The sequence below is a fragment of the Enterobacter cloacae complex sp. 372C4 genome (genome assembly GCF_050030615.1).
In the GTDB taxonomy this organism is placed as follows: domain Bacteria; phylum Pseudomonadota; class Gammaproteobacteria; order Enterobacterales; family Enterobacteriaceae; genus Enterobacter; species Enterobacter intestinihominis.
Window position 1 is genome coordinate 2,499,424 of sequence record NZ_JBLGUQ010000001.1, and the last position, 17,340, is coordinate 2,516,763.

A 17,340-nucleotide genomic window follows, 5' to 3' on the forward strand; every position below is an offset into this window, starting at 1 on the left:
CCATTGGCTATAGTTCATCCGCAGAACATCTTTTAACCAACAATAACCTACCCTACGAGGACGTTCATATGTGGAAGCGCTTACTTCTTGTTACAGCAGTTTCGGCAGCCATGTCGTCTATGGCGATGGCCGCACCGTTAACCGTTGGATTTTCGCAGGTCGGATCTGAATCCGGCTGGCGCGCCGCTGAAACGAACGTGGCGAAAAGTGAGGCCGAAAAGCGCGGTATTACCCTAAAAATCGCCGATGGTCAGCAAAAGCAAGAGAATCAGATTAAAGCGGTGCGCTCTTTTATCGCTCAGGGCGTGGATGCCATCTTTATCGCCCCGGTTGTTGCCACGGGCTGGGAGCCGGTGCTGAAGGAAGCTAAAGAGGCTGAAATTCCTGTGTTCCTGCTCGACCGTTCCATCGACGTAAAAGACAAATCTCTCTATATGACCACCGTCACCGCCGATAACGTGCTGGAAGGCAAACTGATTGGTGACTGGCTGGTGAAGCAGGTGGATGGCAAGCCGTGTAACGTGGTTGAGTTGCAGGGCACCGTCGGGGCGAGCGTGGCTATCGACCGTAAGAAAGGTTTCGCGGAGGCCATCGCCAAAGCACCAAACATCAAGATCATCCGTTCTCAGTCCGGCGACTTCACCCGCAGCAAAGGTAAAGAGGTCATGGAAAGCTTCATCAAGGCAGAAAATAACGGCAAAAATATCTGCATGGTTTACGCCCACAACGACGACATGGTGATCGGCGCCATCCAGGCCATCAAAGAAGCGGGCCTGAAGCCGGGCAAAGATATTCTCACCGGCTCGATCGACGGCGTACCGGACATCTACAAAGCGATGATTGACGGCGAAGCGAACGCCAGCGTGGAGCTGACGCCGAACATGGCGGGCCCGGCATTCGATGCGCTGGAGAAATTCAAGAAAGACGGCACCCAGCCTGAGAAGTTGACCATCACCAAATCCACGCTCTACCTGCCGGACACGGCGAAAGAAGAGTTAGAGAAGAAGAAAAATATGGGCTACTGATCAGTGACATTGCCGGGTGGCGCTGCGCTTACCCGGCCTACGATACGCTCATTTGTAGGCCGGATAAGCGTAGCGTCATCCGGCTTAATGCAGGGGGAAACCATGACCACCGAACAACACCAGGAAATCCTCCGCACAGAGGGCCTGAGTAAATTTTTCCCTGGCGTTAAGGCGCTGGATAACGTTGATTTCAGCCTGCGGCGTGGGGAGATCATGGCGTTGCTCGGCGAAAACGGGGCGGGGAAGTCGACGCTGATTAAAACCCTGACCGGGGTCTATCACGCCGATCGCGGCGCTATCTGGCTGGAAGGTAATGCTATTTCGCCCAAAAACACCGCGCATGCGCAGCAACTGGGGATCGGCACGGTCTACCAGGAAGTGAACCTGCTACCAAACATGTCGGTAGCGGATAACCTGTTTATTGGCCGCGAGCCCAGACGTTTTGGCCTGCTGCGCCGCAAAGAGATGGAAGCGCGCGCCGCGAAGCTGATGGAATCGTATGGCTTCTCTCTCGACGTGCGCGAACCGCTGAACCGTTTTTCCGTGGCGATGCAGCAGATCGTGGCGATCTGTCGCGCTATCGATCTCTCGGCGAAAGTGCTGATCCTTGATGAACCCACCGCCAGCCTCGATACCCAGGAAGTGGAGATGCTTTTTACCCTGATGCGTCAGCTGCGCGATCAGGGCGTGAGCCTGATCTTTGTTACGCACTTCCTCGATCAGGTTTACGAGGTAAGCGACCGTATTACGGTGCTGCGCAACGGCGGCTTTGTCGGCTGCCGGGAAACCCGCGAGCTGCCGCAGATTGAGCTGGTCAAAATGATGCTGGGCCGCGAGCTGGAGACCAACGCACTCCAGCGTGCGGGCCGCACGCTGCTGAGCGAAAAACCGATCGCCGCGTTTCACGATTACGGCAAAAAAGGGACCATCGCGCCGTTTAACCTCGAGGTACGCCCCGGTGAAATTGTGGGTCTGGCAGGGCTGTTAGGCTCCGGGCGCACCGAAACCGCCGAAGTGATCTTCGGGATCAAACCTGCCGACAGCGGAACGGCGCTGATCAAAGGCAAACCGCAAACGCTACGTTCACCGCATCAGGCGTCGTGCCTCGGCGTGGGCTTCTGCCCGGAGGACAGAAAAACGGACGGGATTATTGCCGCCGCCTCGGTGCGGGAAAACATCATTCTGGCGCTACAGGCCCAGCGCGGCTGGCTGCGTCCGATCCCTAAGCGCGAGCAGAACGCGATTGCCGAGCGCTTCATCCGCCAGCTCGGTATCCGTACCCCGAGCGCGGAACAGCCCATCGAGTTCCTTTCGGGCGGTAATCAGCAGAAGGTGTTGCTCTCGCGCTGGCTGCTGACCAAACCGCAGTTCCTGATCCTCGACGAGCCCACGCGCGGTATCGACGTGGGCGCGCATGCCGAAATCATCCGGCTTATCGAAACGCTGTGCGCCGACGGTCTGGCGCTGCTGGTGATCTCGTCTGAGCTGGAGGAGCTGGTTGGCTATGCCGATCGCGTCATAATCATGCGCGATCGCAGGCAGGTGGCAGAGATCCCGCTGGATAAACTGTCGGTTCCGGCGATCATGAATGCCATCGCGGCGTAAGGAGTCATATGTGATGTCCCGTTCTCTTTCGCAAACTGGCGAAGCGAAGCGCCGCTTCAGCTGGCCGACCGGCACGCCGCAAATCGTGGCGCTGCTGCTGGTGCTGCTGGTGGATAGCCTGGTAGCTCCGCATTTCTTCCAGATCGTCGTGCAGGATGGCCGCCTGTTTGGTAGCCCGATCGACATCTTAAACCGTGCCGCGCCCGTGGCACTGCTGGCGATGGGCATGACGCTGGTGATTGCCACCGGCGGGATTGACCTCTCCGTCGGTGCGGTAATGGCAATTGCGGGCGCCACCGCCGCCTCGATGACCGTTGCCGGGCACAGCCTGCCGGTGGTTCTGCTGGCCGCGCTGGGCTCCGGTGTATTAGCCGGGCTGTGGAACGGCATTCTGGTCGCGGTGCTCAAGATCCAGCCGTTTGTCGCGACGTTGATTTTGATGGTGGCCGGGCGCGGTGTGGCGCAGCTTATCACCTCCGGTCAAATCGTCACCTTTACCTCCCCGAATCTTGCGTGGATCGGCAGCGGTAATTTTCTGTTCTTCCCGACGCCGGTAATCGTCGCGCTGGTGACGCTGGTGGTGTTCTGGCTTTTCACCCGCAAAACGGCGCTCGGGATGTTCATCGAAGCGGTGGGAATTAACATTCGGGCCGCGAAAAACGCCGGGGTAAATACACGGCTGATGGTGATGCTGACCTATGTGCTGAGCGGCGTCTGTGCTGCGATTGCCGGGGTGATTGTGGCGGCCGACATTCGCGGGGCGGATGCCAACAACGCCGGACTCTGGCTGGAGCTTGATGCGATCCTCGCGGTGGTTATCGGCGGTGGGTCGCTGATGGGCGGACGTTTTAATCTGCTGCTCTCGGTGGTGGGGGCGTTAATTATTCAGGGTATGAATACCGGTATTTTGCTCTCCGGGTTCCAGCCGGAGCTTAATCAGGTCGTCAAAGCGGTCGTGGTGCTTATCGTGCTTATCGTGCAGTCGCCGCGCTTTATCACTCTCATTAAGGGGTTCCGCGGTCATGATAAAACGTAATTTGCCGTTAATGATCACGCTGGGCGTGTTCGTGCTGGGATACCTTTACTGCCTGACCCAGTTCCCGGGCTTCGCCTCCACGCGGGTGATTTGCAACATCCTGACCGACAACGCCTTTTTAGGCATTATCGCCGTCGGCATGACGTTTGTGATCCTCTCCGGCGGGATCGATCTCTCCGTTGGGTCGGTGATCGCCTTTACCGGCGTGTTCCTTGCCAAGGCGATTGGCTTTTGGGGTATTTCGCCGCTGCTGGCGTTTCCGCTGGTGCTGGTCATGGGCTGCGCGTTCGGCGCCTTTATGGGGCTTTTGATCGACGCGCTGAAAATCCCGGCGTTTATCATCACCCTCGCCGGGATGTTCTTCCTGCGCGGCGTGAGCTATCTGGTGTCGGAGGAGTCAATTCCGATTAACCACCCGATCTACGACACGCTCTCCAGCCTGGCGTGGAAAATTCCCGGCGGAGGGCGCCTGAGCGCAATGGGGCTGCTGATGCTGGGCGTGGTGGTGATCGGCATCTTCCTCGCTCACCGTACCCGGTTTGGTAACCAGGTTTATGCCATTGGCGGCAGCGCCACGTCCGCGAACCTGATGGGGATTTCCACGCGCAGCACCACCATCCGCATCTATATGCTTTCGACCGGGCTGGCCACCCTCGCGGGGATTGTGTTTTCGGTATACACCCAGGCAGGCTATGCCCTGGCGGGGGTGGGCGTTGAGCTTGACGCCATTGCCTCGGTGGTGATTGGCGGTACGCTGCTCAGCGGCGGGGTAGGGACGGTGCTCGGTACGCTGTTTGGCGTGGCGATCCAGGGGCTGATTCAGACCTATATCAACTTCGACGGCACGCTCAGCTCCTGGTGGACCAAAATCGCCATCGGTATTCTGCTGTTTATTTTTATCGCGCTCCAGCGCGGCCTGACGGTGCTGTGGGAGAACCGCCAGAGCTCGCCTGTTACCCGTGTGAATACATCTTTAACAGGGCGATAACATGCTGAAATTGCTTAAACTCTAAACATTTTCCGGTAGCGGTCGATACTCTTTTTTTATGCCCAGAAATATCTCGCTACCGGAAATAACATCATGCTTAAAACGCTATCGATTCGTACCGGCTTGCTCTCTTTACTGGCCGTTATGACCCTTCTGCTGCTGATTGTCAGCGGCATTGGCATTTATGCCCTTACGCAAAGTTCTGCTTCTCTCCAGCGCATCAATCATCTTCAGGGTGAACAGATGGTGCAGCTGAATGCCGGCTATACGCTGATCCTGCGCGCACGTAATGAAGCGGGACAGGCCGTCCGCATGATGGAGGTCGGCCTGCTGGACGATGCGGCCAGGGCGGTCAAAACCATTAACCAGGAAGTGGCGCTGGCACAGAAAACGCTCAAGGGCGTGATCGGCGGCGGCGTGGCGGATGAGCAGGGGCAAAAGCTGCTGGATAACGTCGCCGCGAGCCTGGCGGTGTACAACCAGCAGGGTATCAGCCCGATGCTGAAAGCCCTGAACGAGCAAAGTGCGGACGGCTATTACGATCTGCTGGAAAGCAAGCTGGTCCCGGTGGCGAAGCAGTTTGATAACGATATGCAGGCGTTCCAGACGTGGAGCGAGGCGCGCGGCAAAGCGGAGGTGAGCGCCGTGCAGGCGAGTAAAACCCGTGTGCTGATCCTGATTATCGTCGCGGCGCTGCTGACGGCAGGCATTATCGTGCTGGCCTGGCTGGTGCTGCGCCATATGCTGCTCAAGCCGCTTTCAGCCTCAATTGCCCAGCTGGAGCACGTAGCGGCCGGGGATTTAACCCACACCCTGAACGCGCCGGCGAGCCAGGAATTTAATCGCCTCAACGCGGTCATCGAAGAGATGCGCCAGTCGCTGATGAATTCCGTTCTGCGGGTGCGTGACGCCAGCTCGCAGATTGATACCGGCAGCCGCGAGCTGACGGCAGGGAACCTGAACCTGGCCCAGCGCACGGAATCCACCGCCACCTCGCTGGAGCAGACGGCCGCCAGCATGGAAGAGATCACCGCCACGGTGAAACTTAACGCCGATAACGCCGGGCAGGCGCACCAGCTGGCGCAGTCGGTCTCCGATACCGCCGATCATGGCAGCGAAATGGTCTGCTACGTCATTGAGAAGATGCGCGACATCGCCGGCAGCTCGGCGCGCATCGCCGATATCCTGAGCGTCATCGACGGCATTGCCTTCCAGACCAATATTCTGGCGCTGAACGCCTCCGTGGAAGCGGCGCGCGCGGGCGAGCAGGGACGGGGTTTTGCGGTCGTGGCGGGTGAAGTGCGCAATCTCGCCAGCCGCAGTGCTGATGCGGCGAAAGAGATCCGCTCGCTTATCAGCGATTCGCAAACCCACGTGAACGAGGGCAGCGAGCTGGCGCAACAGGCCGGTGAGACGATGGACGAGATCGCCACCGAAGTGCTGCGTATGACCAAACTGATGCGAGAAATTGCGACGGCGTCTCAGGAGCAGAGCCGCGGTATTGAGCAGGTTAACATTGCCGTCAATCAGATGGATGAAACGGCGCAACAAAATGCGGCGCTGGTTCAGCAGTCCTCTGCGGCAACGCGTTCCCTGGAGGAACAATCGCGCGAGCTGATGGAGGCGATGGCATCCTTCAAACTGACGGCGCAAACGGCATGATAAAAATAGGGGAGCCTGTCGGGCTCCCCTATTTACGTGTTACGCGTCCGGGAATTCGCGGATCATGCGTTCAACGTCTTCCACCATGTGGTCGTTGCCGACAAAGAACGAACGGCGCTGGTGCAGGCTTTCCGGCACGATATCCAGAATACGCTCTTTACCGTCACTCGCTTTGCCGCCTGCCTGTTCGGCCAGGAATGCCATCGGGTTGCACTCGTACAGCAGACGCAGTTTTCCGTCCGGGTGGCTGGCGGTGCTTGGGTAGAGGTAAATACCACCCTTCAGCAGGTTACGGTGGAAATCCGCCACCAGCGAGCCGATATAGCGCGAGGTGTACGGGCGCTGGGTGGCTTTATCCTCTTCCTGGCAGAATTTGATGTACTTCTTCACGCCATTCGGGAATCGGATGTAGTTGCCTTCGTTGATGGAGTAGGTATTGCCCTTCTCCGGGAAGCGCATGCGCTCCTGGCTCAGACAGAAAACGCCCAGCGACGGATCGTAGGTAAAGGCGTGCACGCCGCAGCCGGTGGTGTACACCAGCATGGTGGATGAGCCATACACCACGTAACCGGCAGCAACCTGCTTGCTGCCCGGCTGCAGGAAGTCTTCTTCCGTCACCGGTGTGCCAACCGGGGTGACGCGACGGTAGATGGAGAAAATGGTACCGACAGAAACGTTAACGTCGATGTTGGAGGAGCCGTCCAGCGGATCCATCAGAACAACGTATTTTGCGTGTTCACACCCTTCGAATACGACGATCTCATCTTCTTCTTCAGAGGCGATACCCGCAACGATGTCGCGCGCGCGCAGTGCTGCTTTCAGTTTTTCATTGGCGAACAGGTCGAGTTTCTGCTGAACCTCACCCTGAACGTTCTCGGCACCGCTGGCACCCAGGATATCGACCAGACCGGCCTTGTTGATATCGCGGTGGATGATCTTAGCGCCCAGCTTTATTGCCGACAGCAAAGCAGTGAGCTCACCCGTAGCATGAGAGAACTCGTGCTGCTTTTCGACAATAAATTCACCTAACGTTTTCATAACACTTTCCCTGCATCTTATGTTGAGTAAAGCGGTTGATGTCCAACAATCTTAACAAACATTCAAATATTAGCGCAGAGGTGAATCGCGCCAGCAAAATACGGATTTACCTGAAATGCGTTTCACAGCCGCTGACATGTGAGTAAAATGTGCGCCACATTGAAGAAGGATAGTGACGTATGCGCATTCATATATTGGGGATTTGTGGCACTTTCATGGGCGGACTGGCAATGCTGGCGCGCTCGCTGGGCCATGAAGTGACAGGTTCGGACGCCAATGTGTATCCGCCGATGAGCACGCTGCTGGAGAAGCAGGGGATTTCTCTGATTCAGGGATATGACGCCAGCCAGCTCGAGCCGCAGCCGGATCTGGTGATCGTTGGTAACGCCATGACCCGTGGGAATCCATGCGTTGAAGCGGTGCTGGAACGTAATATCCCGTACATGTCTGGCCCGCAGTGGCTGCATGACTTTGTCCTGCGCGACCGCTGGGTTGTCGCCGTTGCCGGGACGCACGGCAAAACCACCACCGCCGGTATGGCGACCTGGATCCTCGAAGCCTGCGGCTACAAGCCGGGGTTCGTGATCGGCGGCGTGCCGGGGAATTTCGACGTCTCCGCGCGTCTGGGCGACAGCCCGTTCTTTGTGATTGAAGCGGATGAATACGACTGCGCGTTCTTCGACAAGCGCTCCAAGTTCGTGCATTACTGCCCACGCACGCTGATCCTCAACAACCTTGAGTTCGATCACGCGGATATCTTTGACGACCTGAAAGCGATTCAGAAACAGTTCCACCATCTGGTGCGCATTGTTCCGGGTCAGGGCCGCATTATCCTGCCGGAGAACGACATCAACCTGAAGCAGACTATGGCGATGGGGTGCTGGAGCGAGCAGGAGCTGGTTGGCGAGCAGGGGCACTGGCAGGCGAAAAAGCTCAACGCGGATGCTTCCGAATGGGAAGTGCTGCTCGACGGTGAGAAAGTGGGCGAGGTGAAGTGGGGCCTGGTGGGCGAGCACAACATGCACAACGGCCTGATGGCGATCGCCGCGGCGCGTCACGTGGGCGTACTGCCTGCGGATGCCGCCAATGCGCTGGGCTCGTTTATCAACGCCCGTCGCCGTCTGGAGCTGCGCGGTGAAGCCCACGGCGTGACGGTGTATGACGATTTCGCGCACCACCCAACGGCCATTCTGGCGACGCTTGCCGCATTGCGTGGCAAAGTTGGCGGCACCGCGCGCATTCTGGCCGTGCTGGAACCGCGTTCGAACACCATGAAAATGGGCATCTGCAAAGACGATCTCGCACCGTCCTTAGGGCGTGCCGACGAGGTCTTCCTCCTGCAACCGCAGCATATTCCGTGGCAGGTGGCCGAAGTGGCCGACGCCTGCATTCAGCCAGCGCACTGGAGTGCGGACGTGGATGTCTTAGCGGATATGGTGGTGAAAGCCGCACAGCCTGGCGATCACATTCTGGTGATGAGCAACGGCGGGTTTGGTGGGATCCATCAGAAGCTGCTGGACGGTCTGGCGAAGAAAGCCGCGGCCGCAGAGTAAAAAAAGGCCCGGTGGCGCTAGCGCTTACCGGGCCTACATTTCTTCGCACGACCTTGTAGGCCGGATAAGGCGTTTACGCCGCCATCCGGCGCAAACCCGCACAGTTTACTCTTCGTTCTCAGACAGCTCGCGCAGATACTGGAAAATCAGACGCGCAGACTTCGGCGGCTTATTCCCTTCTTTCTCTTTCTTCGCGTTACGGATCAAAGAACGCAGCTGCTGGCGGTCGGCATTCGGCCACAGGTTCAGCACTTCAGGTACCGCGTCATCACCTTGCTCGATCAGACGGTCGCGGATCTGCTCCAGCTTATGGAACAGCGCAACCTGCTGGTTGTGGCGGTTCTTCAGTTTATCCAGCGCCTGACGGATCGGCTCAACATCGCGCTGACGCAGCAGTTTCCCGATAAGCTGAAGCTGGCGGCGACGCCCTTCTTTCTTGATTTTCTGTGCCAGTTCAATGGCATCACGCAGATCCTGGTCGAGCGGGATCTTATCCAGCGCGTTCTTACCCAGTTCTACCATTTCTGCGCCAAGCTGTTTTAACTCTTCGGCGTCACGTTTAATTTCACTTTTACTGACCCAGATGATCTCATCATCTTCGTCTTCGATGTCATCACCGGGAACGTCGTCGAGCCAGTCTTCGGGCTGCTTAGTCATGTCAGGCTCCTTAAAAAAAGAGGCTAATGTTACCAGTTAAGACGCGCACTGAAAAACGGTTCTCTGTTAGACTTCACTTAACTCTCTCTTACAGTATGGCATTTGCGATGAAAGTAACCTCACAAGTTGAAGCGCAGCGTAAGATCCTGGAAGAAGCCGTCTCCACCGCGCTGATGCTCGCTTCAGGTAAATCAGATGGCGCCGAAGTGGCGGTCAGCAAAACCACCGGTATTAGCGTGAGCACCCGCTATGGCGAAGTGGAGAATGTAGAATTTAACAGCGATGGCGCGCTGGGGATCACGGTGTATCACCAGAATCGTAAAGGCAGCGCGTCGTCTACCGATCTCAGCCCGGATGCTATCGCCCGTACAGTACAGGCGGCGCTGGATATCGCGCGGTACACCTCCCCGGATCCTTACGCTGGCGTGGCTGATAAAGAGCTGCTGGCGTTTGACGCGCCGGATCTCGATCTGTTCCATCCGGCGGAAGTGACCCCGGATGAAGCCATTGAGCTGGCCTCGCGCGCCGAGCAGGCGTCTTTGCAGGCTGACAAACGCATCACCAATACCGAAGGCGGCAGCTTTAACAGCCACTACGGCATCAAAGTGTTTGGTAACTCCCATGGCATGTTGCAGGGGTACTGCTCAACCCGCCACTCGCTTTCCAGCTGCGTGATCGCCGAAGAGAACGGCGATATGGAGCGTGATTACGCGTATACCATTGGCCGCGCGCTGGGGGATTTGCAGTCTCCGGAGTGGGTGGGAAAAGAGTGCGCCGAACGCACGCTGTCACGCCTCTCGCCGCGTAAACTCTCCACCATGAAAGCCCCGGTCATTTTTGCCAACGAAGTGGCAACCGGTCTGTTTGGTCATCTGGTGGGGGCGATTGCGGGTGGTTCGGTGTACCGTAAATCGACCTTCCTGCTCGACTCGCTGGGCAAGCAGATCCTGCCGGAATGGCTGACCATCGAAGAGCACCCACACCTGCTGAAAGGGCTGGCCTCCACGCCGTTCGACAGCGAAGGCGTGCGCACGGAGCGCCGGGATATCGTTAAAGACGGCATTCTGACCCAGTGGCTGCTGACCAACTACTCCGCGCGTAAGCTGGGGCTGAAAAGCACCGGGCACGCGGGCGGCATTCATAACTGGCGCATTGCCGGGCAGGGCCTGAATTTTGAACAGATGCTGAAAGAGATGGGCACCGGTCTGGTGGTCACCGAGCTGATGGGGCAGGGCGTGAGCGGTATCACCGGCGACTACTCTCGCGGCGCAGCGGGCTTCTGGGTGGAAAACGGTGAAATTCAGTATCCGGTGAGCGAAATCACCATCGCCGGCAACCTCAAGGACATGTGGCGCAATATTGTTACGGTCGGTAACGATATTGAAACACGCAGCAATATTCAGTGTGGTTCTGTATTACTGCCGAAGATGAAAATCGCCGGGCAATAATCCCCGTAAAAGCTTGATTTATAATAAAAAAGGAAGTGAGCAATGCGTAAACACCTGTTAGCGATCGTCGCGGCTTCAACGCTGGTTCTTGGCTCATCTGCGTTTGCTGCCGATCTTGAAGACAACATGGACATCCTCAGTCAAAACCTGAAGGTGGTGCAGAAAACCGACGATGCGGCGGAGATGAAAGACGCACTGACCAAAATGCGTGAAGCGGCGCTGGATGCGCAAAAAGCGACGCCGCCGAAGCTGGAAAGCAAAGCGGCGGACAGCGCCGAGATGAAAGACTACCGCCACGGTTTTGACGTGCTGGTCGGCCAGATCGACGGCGCGCTGAAGCTGGCTAACGAAGGCAAAGTGAAGGAAGCCCAGGCGGCAGCCGACCAGTTTGCGGCGACCCGCAACGCGTATCACAAAAAGTATCGTTGATAGTCTGGATGAGCGGGGCGCGTTAAGCATCCCCGCTCACACTCTTCTCCCTCCCCATAAGAAAACCTTATCCACATCACATTTCTACGAGCCTGCTCGTAATCTTTTCCACTCCGCTTACCTGTTTAGTGCCGCGTAATAGCGTGATATTCATCACGTAAATCCAGCGATTAATCCAGATTCACCGCATTTATGTGGCACAGATCACTGCCGCGGCTCGCCTTTCCACTTCGAAGTGGAAAACAACTCGCTACAAACAACGCCCCCTCGACGTTAGTTTTATTCCAGAGCCATTAACGGGGTAAGACGAGTGATTAACGGAGCGGTAATGAACGACGTTGGGGAACAGGCGGTGCAAACAGAACAGCTCGCGAACACCATGCTTCAGCAGGTCTACGCCCTGCTGGCCCGGCACAACATCATCCCCAACGCGGTACAGGAGCAGATGCTGACCTCCCACGTTCGCGCAATGGCGCACCGGTCTGTGACCGGCGAGCCGCTGCCGGAGGTTGAAGCAGAGCTGTTCGACGAAATTTCACCAGATTCAATGCAACTTGCCCGTGAAGTGGTAGCGCAGTTTGGCAATCTTCCTGATGAAGAAGCCTGGCTGCTCTCCGTTCACTTCGAAGTCGCGAAAGACAACCTTTAAGGAGCAACACATGGAACAGATTACAGTCGTGATTGGCGATCGCCTGGGTAAAGGTCAGAAAGTGGCTGCGGGTGTGGAAAAAGCCGGCGGACGCGCGGTTGTCGTACCGGGCATGGCAGCGGATATGAAACTCGGTGACGTGATGAAAGCAGAAAACGCCACCTTCGGGATCTCGTTCTGCGGCAGCGGCGGCGCGGGTGCCATCACCGCCCAGACCAAATACGGCTACAAGGCCAAATACGGCATGCGCTCCGTGGATGAGGGGGTGACCGCTATCAACGAAGGCTGCAACGTGCTGGGCTTTGGCTTTATGGATAAAGAAGAGCTGGGCGAGCGTCTGGTACAGGCGTGGCAGAAGAAATACGGCGCGTAAGCATGAAAGAACAGTTCACGACCACGGTGAGAGTGAAGGGGAAGGGCGATGCCAAAGCGCGCGCCTTTGCCGACGCCCTCAACCATGTACAGGCCGCGGTGATGAAAGCCTCACCGCATATCTTACTGCGTATTGAGCCACAGGATGTGCAGGTTGTTCAGGCGCAAGAAGCGGTGCGAAAAGAAGCGTTTTTGTTCTTCTTTCTGCGTCGGGAAAGACGCACCTACAGCGTGGAGCTGGATGTGACCGTCAACGTGACCGCCATCAATCTCGACCAGGTGGATTTCGTCACGCAACGCTGATTATTCATAATAGGGCAGACTGATGTTCTTAATTATATTAATAAAATCGCTCATCATTGGCGGCCTGGTTGGCGTCGGTGTTGGAGCCGGGGCTGCACGCATGTTTCATGCGCCTACCACTCAGGGTATGGGCGCGTTTCGTACATTGGGGGAACTGAACTCCTGTGAAGGGGATCCGGCGTCCCACTTCTCCTTTGGGTTAGGTTTCTTCTTTAACGCCTGGGCCTCTTCCGTGGCCGCAGGTGCCTTCACACAGGACGTTGACCACCGCATCATCCCGAACTGGGGTGCTGCTGCACTGATGATCAAAAACCGTAACGTCGGTGAAACGCTGCATGACCCGCGCAAAATGGCGATTGCCTGCGGCATTATCGGCATGATTGTCGTGACCTTCCTTAACCTGACCGCCTCCTCCGTTCCGGCTGCGCTTCAGGTCACCGCCGTGAAGGTGCTGGTGCCTGCCGCGAACCTGCTGGTCAACACCGTGATGCCGGTGATCTTCTGGCTGGCAGCCATCGACGCGGGTAAAAAATCGGGCTTCTGGGCCACCATCTTTGGCGGCGCAGCGCAGCTGATCATGGGTAACGCCGTGCCGGGTCTGGTGCTGGGGATCCTGATCGGTAAAGGCGTGGAAGAGAGCGGCTGGAACCACGTCACCAAAGTGATGATGGCGGCGATCGTCCTGCTGTTTGTGCTGAGCGGCTTCTTCCGCGGCTTCGACATGAAGATGATCGAATCCTTCCATCTGACCGTGCCGAACTGGCTCGACATGATCCACAACTCGCTCAGCGGTAAATAACAGGAGCCTCTAAATGGAACAGAATAAAGGTTTTTGGTATGCCGACTGGTCGTTCCCGATCTTCGTTGGCCTGCTCTCCTCCGGCGTCTTTGCCGGGACGCACATGTACTACCTCTACGGCATCGGCGCGTTTAACGAAGTGGCCTTCGTGGCGATGCTGAAAGCGGGAATCGATACCGGCGTTTACGGCGCGGTGGCGGCGTTCGGCGCGAGCTTCCTGTTCGCCCGTATCATCGAAGGGTCGCTGGTCGGGATTCTCGACATCGGCGGGGCGATCCAGACCGGCGTGGGCCTCGGCGTACCGGCGCTGCTGCTGGGCGCGGGGATCATGTTCCCGGTGACCAACTTTATTGCCTCGCTGATTACCGGCCTGGTGATTGGTCTGGCGATTGGCTACGTCATCATCCTGGCGCGTAAGTTCACCATCAACCAGAGTAACTCCACCTACGGTGCAGACGTGATGATGGGCGCGGGTAACGCCTCCGGCCGCTTCCTCGGGCCGTTGATTATCCTCAGCGCCATGACCGCCTCCATTCCAATCGGCGTCGGTTCCCTGGTGGGCGCGCTGCTGTTCTACATCTGGCAGAAGCCGATTACCGGTGGCGCCATCCTCGGCGCAATGATTTTGGGCTGGCTGTTCCCGGTCGCCCTTTGAGACCTGCGGGCGCTTCGGTGCCCGCCTTATCAGGAGAACCCCATGTTTGATCTACTCCTGCGCCGTGCGCGCCTCGCCGACGATACCCTGACCGATATCGCCATTCAGGACGGGAAGATCGCCGCGACAGGCCAAATTGACGCTCCCGCTCGTAAAACGGTTGAGCTTAACGGTGTCGTGTTCGTCAGCGCGGGCTGGATTGACTCCCACGTCCACTGCTACCCGAACTCCCCAATTTACCACGACGAGCCGGACAGCGTGGGCATTGCCACCGGCGTCACCACCGTGGTGGACGCGGGCAGTACCGGGGCCGACGACGTGGATGATTTTTACGCCATCACCCGCAAAGCATCCACCGAGGTGTTTGCCCTGCTGAACATCTCCCGCGTGGGGCTGATTGCCCAGAACGAGCTGGCCAATATGGCCAATATTGATGCTGATGCGGTGAAGCAGGCGGTGACGCGCTACCCGGATTTTATCGTCGGCCTGAAGGCGCGCATGAGCAGCAGCGTGGTCGGTGAAAACGGCATTACCCCGCTGGAGCGCGCGAAAGCGATTCAAAAAGAGAATGGCGACCTGCCGCTGATGGTGCACATCGGCAACAACCCGCCGAACCTTGATGAGATTGCCGAGCTGTTAAGCTCCGGCGACATCATCACCCACTGCTACAACGGCAAGCCTAACCGCATCCTGACGCCCTCCGGCGAGCTGCGCGCCTCCATTACGTCTGCGCTGAAGCGCGGCGTGCGTCTGGACGTCGGCCACGGCACGGCGAGCTTCAGCTTTGAGGTGGCGAAACGCGCCATCGCGATGGGCATTCTGCCGCACACCATCAGCTCGGATATCTACTGCCGCAACCGCATCAACGGCCCGGTCGGCTCGCTGGCAAGCGTGATGTCGAAATTCCTCGCCATCGGCATGTCATTGCCGCAGGTGATTGACTGCGTCACCGCCAACGCCGCAGACGGCCTGCGCCTGACGCGCAAAGGCCGCATTCAGCCTGGTCTCGACGCTGATCTGACGCTGTTCACCCTCAAACGCCAGCCGACGGTGCTGACGGATGCTGAAAACGACAGCCTACAGGCTGAACACATTCTGGTGCCGCTTGCCGCGATCCGCGCGGGCAAGGGCTACATGACCGAACAAGGGAGCACGGAACATGCCTTCGATTTATGAGAAGTACAACTTAAAGCAGGTTATCAACACCTCTGGCCGCATGACGGCGCTGGGTGTCTCCACGCCGCGCCCGGAAGTGGTGCAGGCGGCGATGGACGGCATGAATCACTACTTTGAGATAAAGGATCTGGTCAATAAAACCGGCGAATACATCGCGAAGCTGCTGGAGGTGGAAGGCGCAACGGTGGTCTCCTGCGCGTCGGCGGGCATTGCCCAGTCCGTGGCGGCGGTACTGGTGAAAGACAGCGACTGGCTGCTGGAAAACCTGCACGTCACACCGATTGAGAACAACGAAATCGTCCTGCCGAAAGGCCACAACGTTAACTTTGGCGCGCCGGTAGGCACCATGGTAGCGCTGGGCGGCGGCAGGCTGGTGGAAGCGGGCTACGCCAACGAATGCTCTGCCGAACAGCTGGCGGCAGCGATCACCCCGCGTACAGCGGCTATCCTCTACATTAAATCGCACCACTGCGTACAGAAAAGCATGCTCAGCGTCGAGCAGGCGGCGGTGGTGGCGCGTAAACACGACCTGCCGCTGATCGTTGATGCCGCAGCGGAAGAAGATCTGCATACCTATTACCGCTCCGGCGCGGACCTGGTGATCTACAGCGGCGCGAAGGCGATTGAAGGCCCAACCAGCGGCCTGGTGATCGGCAAAACCCAGTACGTTGAGTGGGTGAAGCGCCAGACGGCGGGCATTGGCCGCGCGATGAAGGTGGGCAAAGAGGGGATCCTCGGCCTGACCTGCGCCATCGAACACTACCTGACGGCCACCAGGGAGAGCGGGGCCGAGATGGTGGCGAAGATGACGCCGTTTATTGACGCGCTCAACACCCTGAACGGCGTCACCGCCCGCGTGGTCTGGGACAGCGCGGGTCGCGATATCGCGCGCACCGAGATTAAGTTTGACGAAGCGACCACCGGCGTCGGCACCGGTGACCTGGTGAACGCGCTCAAGCAGGGCGAATACGCCATTTACTTCCGTGGCTATAAAGCTAACGAAGGGATTATCGAAGCGGATGTGCGCAGCGTGAATGCTGATCAGCTGAACATCGTGTACCGCCGTATTAGCGAAGTATTAGGACAGGAGAAAAAAGCATGAAACTGACCCCCAACTTTTACCGTGACCGCGTCTGCCTGAACGTGCTGGCAGGATCGAAAGCCAACGCCAGCGCCATTTACGAGGCGGCGGAAGGTCATGTGCTGGTGGGCGTGCTCTCCAAAAATTACCCCGACGTGGCGAGCGCCGTTGCAGATATGCGTGAGTACGCAGCCCTGATTGATAATGCGCTCTCCGTGGGGCTGGGCGCGGGCGACCCGAACCAGTCGGCGATGGTAAGTGAAATCTCCAGCCAGGTGCAGCCGCAGCACGTTAACCAGGTCTTTACCGGCGTGGCCACCAGCCGCGCGCTGCTGGGGCAGAATGAGTCCGTGGTCAACGGTCTGGTCTCCCCGACCGGCACCGTCGGCATGGTGAAAATTTCCACCGGCCCGCTGAGCAGTAACGCGCCGGACGGCATTGTGCCGGTTGAAACCGCTATCGCCCTGCTGAAAGATTTCGGCGGCAGCTCAATCAAGTACTTCCCGATGGGCGGCCTGAAATGCCGTGACGAATACCAGGCGGTGGCGGAAGCCTGCGCCCGTCACGACTTCTGGCTGGAGCCGACCGGAGGTATCGATCTGGATAACTTCGAGGCGATCTTGCAGATCGCCCTGGATGCGGGCGTGAGCAAAATCATCCCGCATATCTACAGCTCGATTATCGATAAAGCCAGCGGTGATACGCGTCCGGAAGATGTGCGTACGCTGCTGGCGATGACGAAGAAGCTGGTGAAGTAGAACCTGCCCCTCACCCCAGCCCTCTCCCCAAAGGGGAGAGGGTGTAATCGTCCCCTCTCCCCTTTGGGGAGAGGGTTAGGGTGAGGGGAAACACACCGCACACACC

Annotated in this window: 18 protein-coding genes; 16 read left to right on the forward strand and 2 right to left on the reverse strand. The window is 58.1% G+C overall.

Annotated elements, in window-relative coordinates:
• The first annotated feature begins 68 nt into the window (after nucleotides 1-68).
• The 5 genes from ytfQ to ACQG11_RS12060 all read left to right on the forward strand — a co-directional run bounded on the left by ytfQ (nucleotide 69) and on the right by ACQG11_RS12060 (nucleotide 6,316).
• Nucleotides 69-1,025 carry a galactofuranose ABC transporter substrate-binding protein YtfQ gene (gene ytfQ / locus ACQG11_RS12040; protein ID WP_022646853.1) on the forward strand — a complete coding sequence of 319 codons (957 nt, stop codon included), beginning with the start codon at nucleotides 69-71 and terminating at the stop codon, nucleotides 1,023-1,025.
• Between the two features lie 102 nt (nucleotides 1,026-1,127).
• Complete coding sequence (ytfR, locus tag ACQG11_RS12045) at nucleotides 1,128-2,630, forward strand: galactofuranose ABC transporter, ATP-binding protein YtfR (protein ID WP_022646854.1); 1,503 nt, start codon at nucleotides 1,128-1,130, stop codon at nucleotides 2,628-2,630.
• A gap of 10 nt (nucleotides 2,631-2,640) precedes the next feature.
• On the forward strand, nucleotides 2,641-3,666 hold the full coding sequence (gene ytfT, locus ACQG11_RS12050) for a galactofuranose ABC transporter, ATP-binding protein YtfT (RefSeq protein ID WP_161177600.1): 1,026 nt from the start codon (nucleotides 2,641-2,643) through the stop codon (nucleotides 3,664-3,666).
• Entirely contained in the window at nucleotides 3,653-4,654 is a 1,002-nt protein-coding gene (yjfF, locus tag ACQG11_RS12055; RefSeq protein WP_022646856.1) for a galactofuranose ABC transporter, permease protein YjfF, read from the forward strand. Before ytfT ends, yjfF begins: the two co-directional genes overlap by 14 nt.
• Nucleotides 4,655-4,747: 93 nt before the next feature.
• Nucleotides 4,748-6,316 carry a methyl-accepting chemotaxis protein gene (locus ACQG11_RS12060; RefSeq protein ID WP_063200737.1) on the forward strand — a complete coding sequence of 523 codons (1,569 nt, stop codon included), beginning with the start codon at nucleotides 4,748-4,750 and terminating at the stop codon, nucleotides 6,314-6,316.
• A gap of 39 nt (nucleotides 6,317-6,355) precedes the next feature.
• On the opposite strand, the gene fbp is transcribed toward ACQG11_RS12060, so the two are convergent.
• Nucleotides 6,356-7,354, reverse strand: coding sequence for a class 1 fructose-bisphosphatase (gene fbp / locus ACQG11_RS12065; protein WP_022646858.1), 999 nt, complete (start codon nucleotides 7,352-7,354; stop codon nucleotides 6,356-6,358).
• Between the two features lie 179 nt (nucleotides 7,355-7,533).
• Here fbp and mpl point away from each other — a divergent pair, with 179 nt between their 5' ends.
• On the forward strand, nucleotides 7,534-8,907 hold the full coding sequence (gene mpl, locus ACQG11_RS12070; RefSeq protein WP_017694649.1) for a UDP-N-acetylmuramate:L-alanyl-gamma-D-glutamyl-meso-diaminopimelate ligase: 1,374 nt from the start codon (nucleotides 7,534-7,536) through the stop codon (nucleotides 8,905-8,907).
• 105 nt (nucleotides 8,908-9,012) lie between these two features.
• Here the strand turns inward: mpl and yjgA are convergent, their stop codons facing one another.
• A complete protein-coding gene (yjgA, locus tag ACQG11_RS12075; RefSeq protein ID WP_003856072.1) occupies nucleotides 9,013-9,564 on the reverse strand; it encodes a ribosome biogenesis factor YjgA in 552 nt (183 codons plus the stop codon).
• Between the two features lie 95 nt (nucleotides 9,565-9,659).
• Between yjgA and pmbA the strand changes: the two genes are divergently transcribed.
• The 10 genes from pmbA to dagF all read left to right on the forward strand — a co-directional run bounded on the left by pmbA (nucleotide 9,660) and on the right by dagF (nucleotide 17,234).
• Nucleotides 9,660-11,012 (forward strand): metalloprotease PmbA, encoded by a 1,353-nt coding sequence (gene pmbA / locus ACQG11_RS12080; protein ID WP_426728385.1) that lies wholly within the window; start codon nucleotides 9,660-9,662, stop codon nucleotides 11,010-11,012.
• Nucleotides 11,013-11,054: 42 nt separating this feature from the next.
• Nucleotides 11,055-11,441, forward strand: a complete 387-nt coding sequence (gene cybC, locus ACQG11_RS12085) for a cytochrome b562 (RefSeq protein ID WP_022646861.1) — start codon at nucleotides 11,055-11,057, stop codon at nucleotides 11,439-11,441.
• Between the two features lie 310 nt (nucleotides 11,442-11,751).
• Complete coding sequence (locus ACQG11_RS12090) at nucleotides 11,752-12,090, forward strand: PRD domain-containing protein (RefSeq protein WP_026080657.1); 339 nt, start codon at nucleotides 11,752-11,754, stop codon at nucleotides 12,088-12,090.
• Nucleotides 12,091-12,100: 10 nt separating this feature from the next.
• Nucleotides 12,101-12,463, forward strand: a complete 363-nt coding sequence (locus ACQG11_RS12095; RefSeq protein WP_006810339.1) for an SFCGS family glycine-rich protein — start codon at nucleotides 12,101-12,103, stop codon at nucleotides 12,461-12,463.
• Between the two features lie 2 nt (nucleotides 12,464-12,465).
• A complete protein-coding gene (locus ACQG11_RS12100) occupies nucleotides 12,466-12,765 on the forward strand; it encodes a DUF4312 family protein (protein ID WP_006810338.1) in 300 nt (99 codons plus the stop codon).
• A gap of 22 nt (nucleotides 12,766-12,787) precedes the next feature.
• A complete protein-coding gene (locus tag ACQG11_RS12105) occupies nucleotides 12,788-13,564 on the forward strand; it encodes a DUF4311 domain-containing protein (protein WP_006810337.1) in 777 nt (258 codons plus the stop codon).
• Nucleotides 13,565-13,577: 13 nt separating this feature from the next.
• Nucleotides 13,578-14,219: a DUF4310 family protein gene (locus tag ACQG11_RS12110; protein WP_003856081.1), complete on the forward strand. Its 642-nt coding sequence runs from the start codon at nucleotides 13,578-13,580 to the stop codon at nucleotides 14,217-14,219.
• Between the two features lie 42 nt (nucleotides 14,220-14,261).
• On the forward strand, nucleotides 14,262-15,395 hold the full coding sequence (locus tag ACQG11_RS12115; RefSeq protein WP_022646862.1) for an amidohydrolase/deacetylase family metallohydrolase: 1,134 nt from the start codon (nucleotides 14,262-14,264) through the stop codon (nucleotides 15,393-15,395).
• A complete protein-coding gene (locus ACQG11_RS12120) occupies nucleotides 15,379-16,497 on the forward strand; it encodes a DgaE family pyridoxal phosphate-dependent ammonia lyase (protein WP_426728386.1) in 1,119 nt (372 codons plus the stop codon). Before ACQG11_RS12115 ends, ACQG11_RS12120 begins: the two co-directional genes overlap by 17 nt.
• On the forward strand, nucleotides 16,494-17,234 hold the full coding sequence (dagF, locus tag ACQG11_RS12125; RefSeq protein WP_426728387.1) for a 2-dehydro-3-deoxy-phosphogluconate aldolase: 741 nt from the start codon (nucleotides 16,494-16,496) through the stop codon (nucleotides 17,232-17,234). Before ACQG11_RS12120 ends, dagF begins: the two co-directional genes overlap by 4 nt.
• The last annotated feature ends 106 nt before the right edge of the window (nucleotides 17,235-17,340 follow it).

What these genes read in the sequence shown, in the direction of transcription:
- ytfQ (WP_022646853.1), top strand. Translation starts at nt 69, where the DNA reads ATGTGGAAGCGCTTACTTCTTGTTACAGCAGTTTCGGCAGCCATGTCG.
- ytfR (WP_022646854.1), top strand. Translation starts at nt 1,128, where the DNA reads ATGACCACCGAACAACACCAGGAAATCCTCCGCACAGAGGGCCTGAGT.
- yjfF (WP_022646856.1), top strand. Translation starts at nt 3,653, where the DNA reads ATGATAAAACGTAATTTGCCGTTAATGATCACGCTGGGCGTGTTCGTG.
- ACQG11_RS12060 (WP_063200737.1), top strand. Translation starts at nt 4,748, where the DNA reads ATGCTTAAAACGCTATCGATTCGTACCGGCTTGCTCTCTTTACTGGCC.
- fbp (WP_022646858.1), bottom strand. Translation starts at nt 7,354, where the DNA reads ATGAAAACGTTAGGTGAATTTATTGTCGAAAAGCAGCACGAGTTCTCT.
- mpl (WP_017694649.1), top strand. Translation starts at nt 7,534, where the DNA reads ATGCGCATTCATATATTGGGGATTTGTGGCACTTTCATGGGCGGACTG.
- yjgA (WP_003856072.1), bottom strand. Translation starts at nt 9,564, where the DNA reads ATGACTAAGCAGCCCGAAGACTGGCTCGACGACGTTCCCGGTGATGAC.
- pmbA (WP_426728385.1), top strand. Translation starts at nt 9,660, where the DNA reads ATGGCATTTGCGATGAAAGTAACCTCACAAGTTGAAGCGCAGCGTAAG.
- cybC (WP_022646861.1), top strand. Translation starts at nt 11,055, where the DNA reads ATGCGTAAACACCTGTTAGCGATCGTCGCGGCTTCAACGCTGGTTCTT.
- ACQG11_RS12095 (WP_006810339.1), top strand. Translation starts at nt 12,101, where the DNA reads ATGGAACAGATTACAGTCGTGATTGGCGATCGCCTGGGTAAAGGTCAG.
- ACQG11_RS12100 (WP_006810338.1), top strand. Translation starts at nt 12,466, where the DNA reads ATGAAAGAACAGTTCACGACCACGGTGAGAGTGAAGGGGAAGGGCGAT.
- ACQG11_RS12105 (WP_006810337.1), top strand. Translation starts at nt 12,788, where the DNA reads ATGTTCTTAATTATATTAATAAAATCGCTCATCATTGGCGGCCTGGTT.
- ACQG11_RS12110 (WP_003856081.1), top strand. Translation starts at nt 13,578, where the DNA reads ATGGAACAGAATAAAGGTTTTTGGTATGCCGACTGGTCGTTCCCGATC.
- ACQG11_RS12115 (WP_022646862.1), top strand. Translation starts at nt 14,262, where the DNA reads ATGTTTGATCTACTCCTGCGCCGTGCGCGCCTCGCCGACGATACCCTG.
- ACQG11_RS12120 (WP_426728386.1), top strand. Translation starts at nt 15,379, where the DNA reads ATGCCTTCGATTTATGAGAAGTACAACTTAAAGCAGGTTATCAACACC.
- dagF (WP_426728387.1), top strand. Translation starts at nt 16,494, where the DNA reads ATGAAACTGACCCCCAACTTTTACCGTGACCGCGTCTGCCTGAACGTG.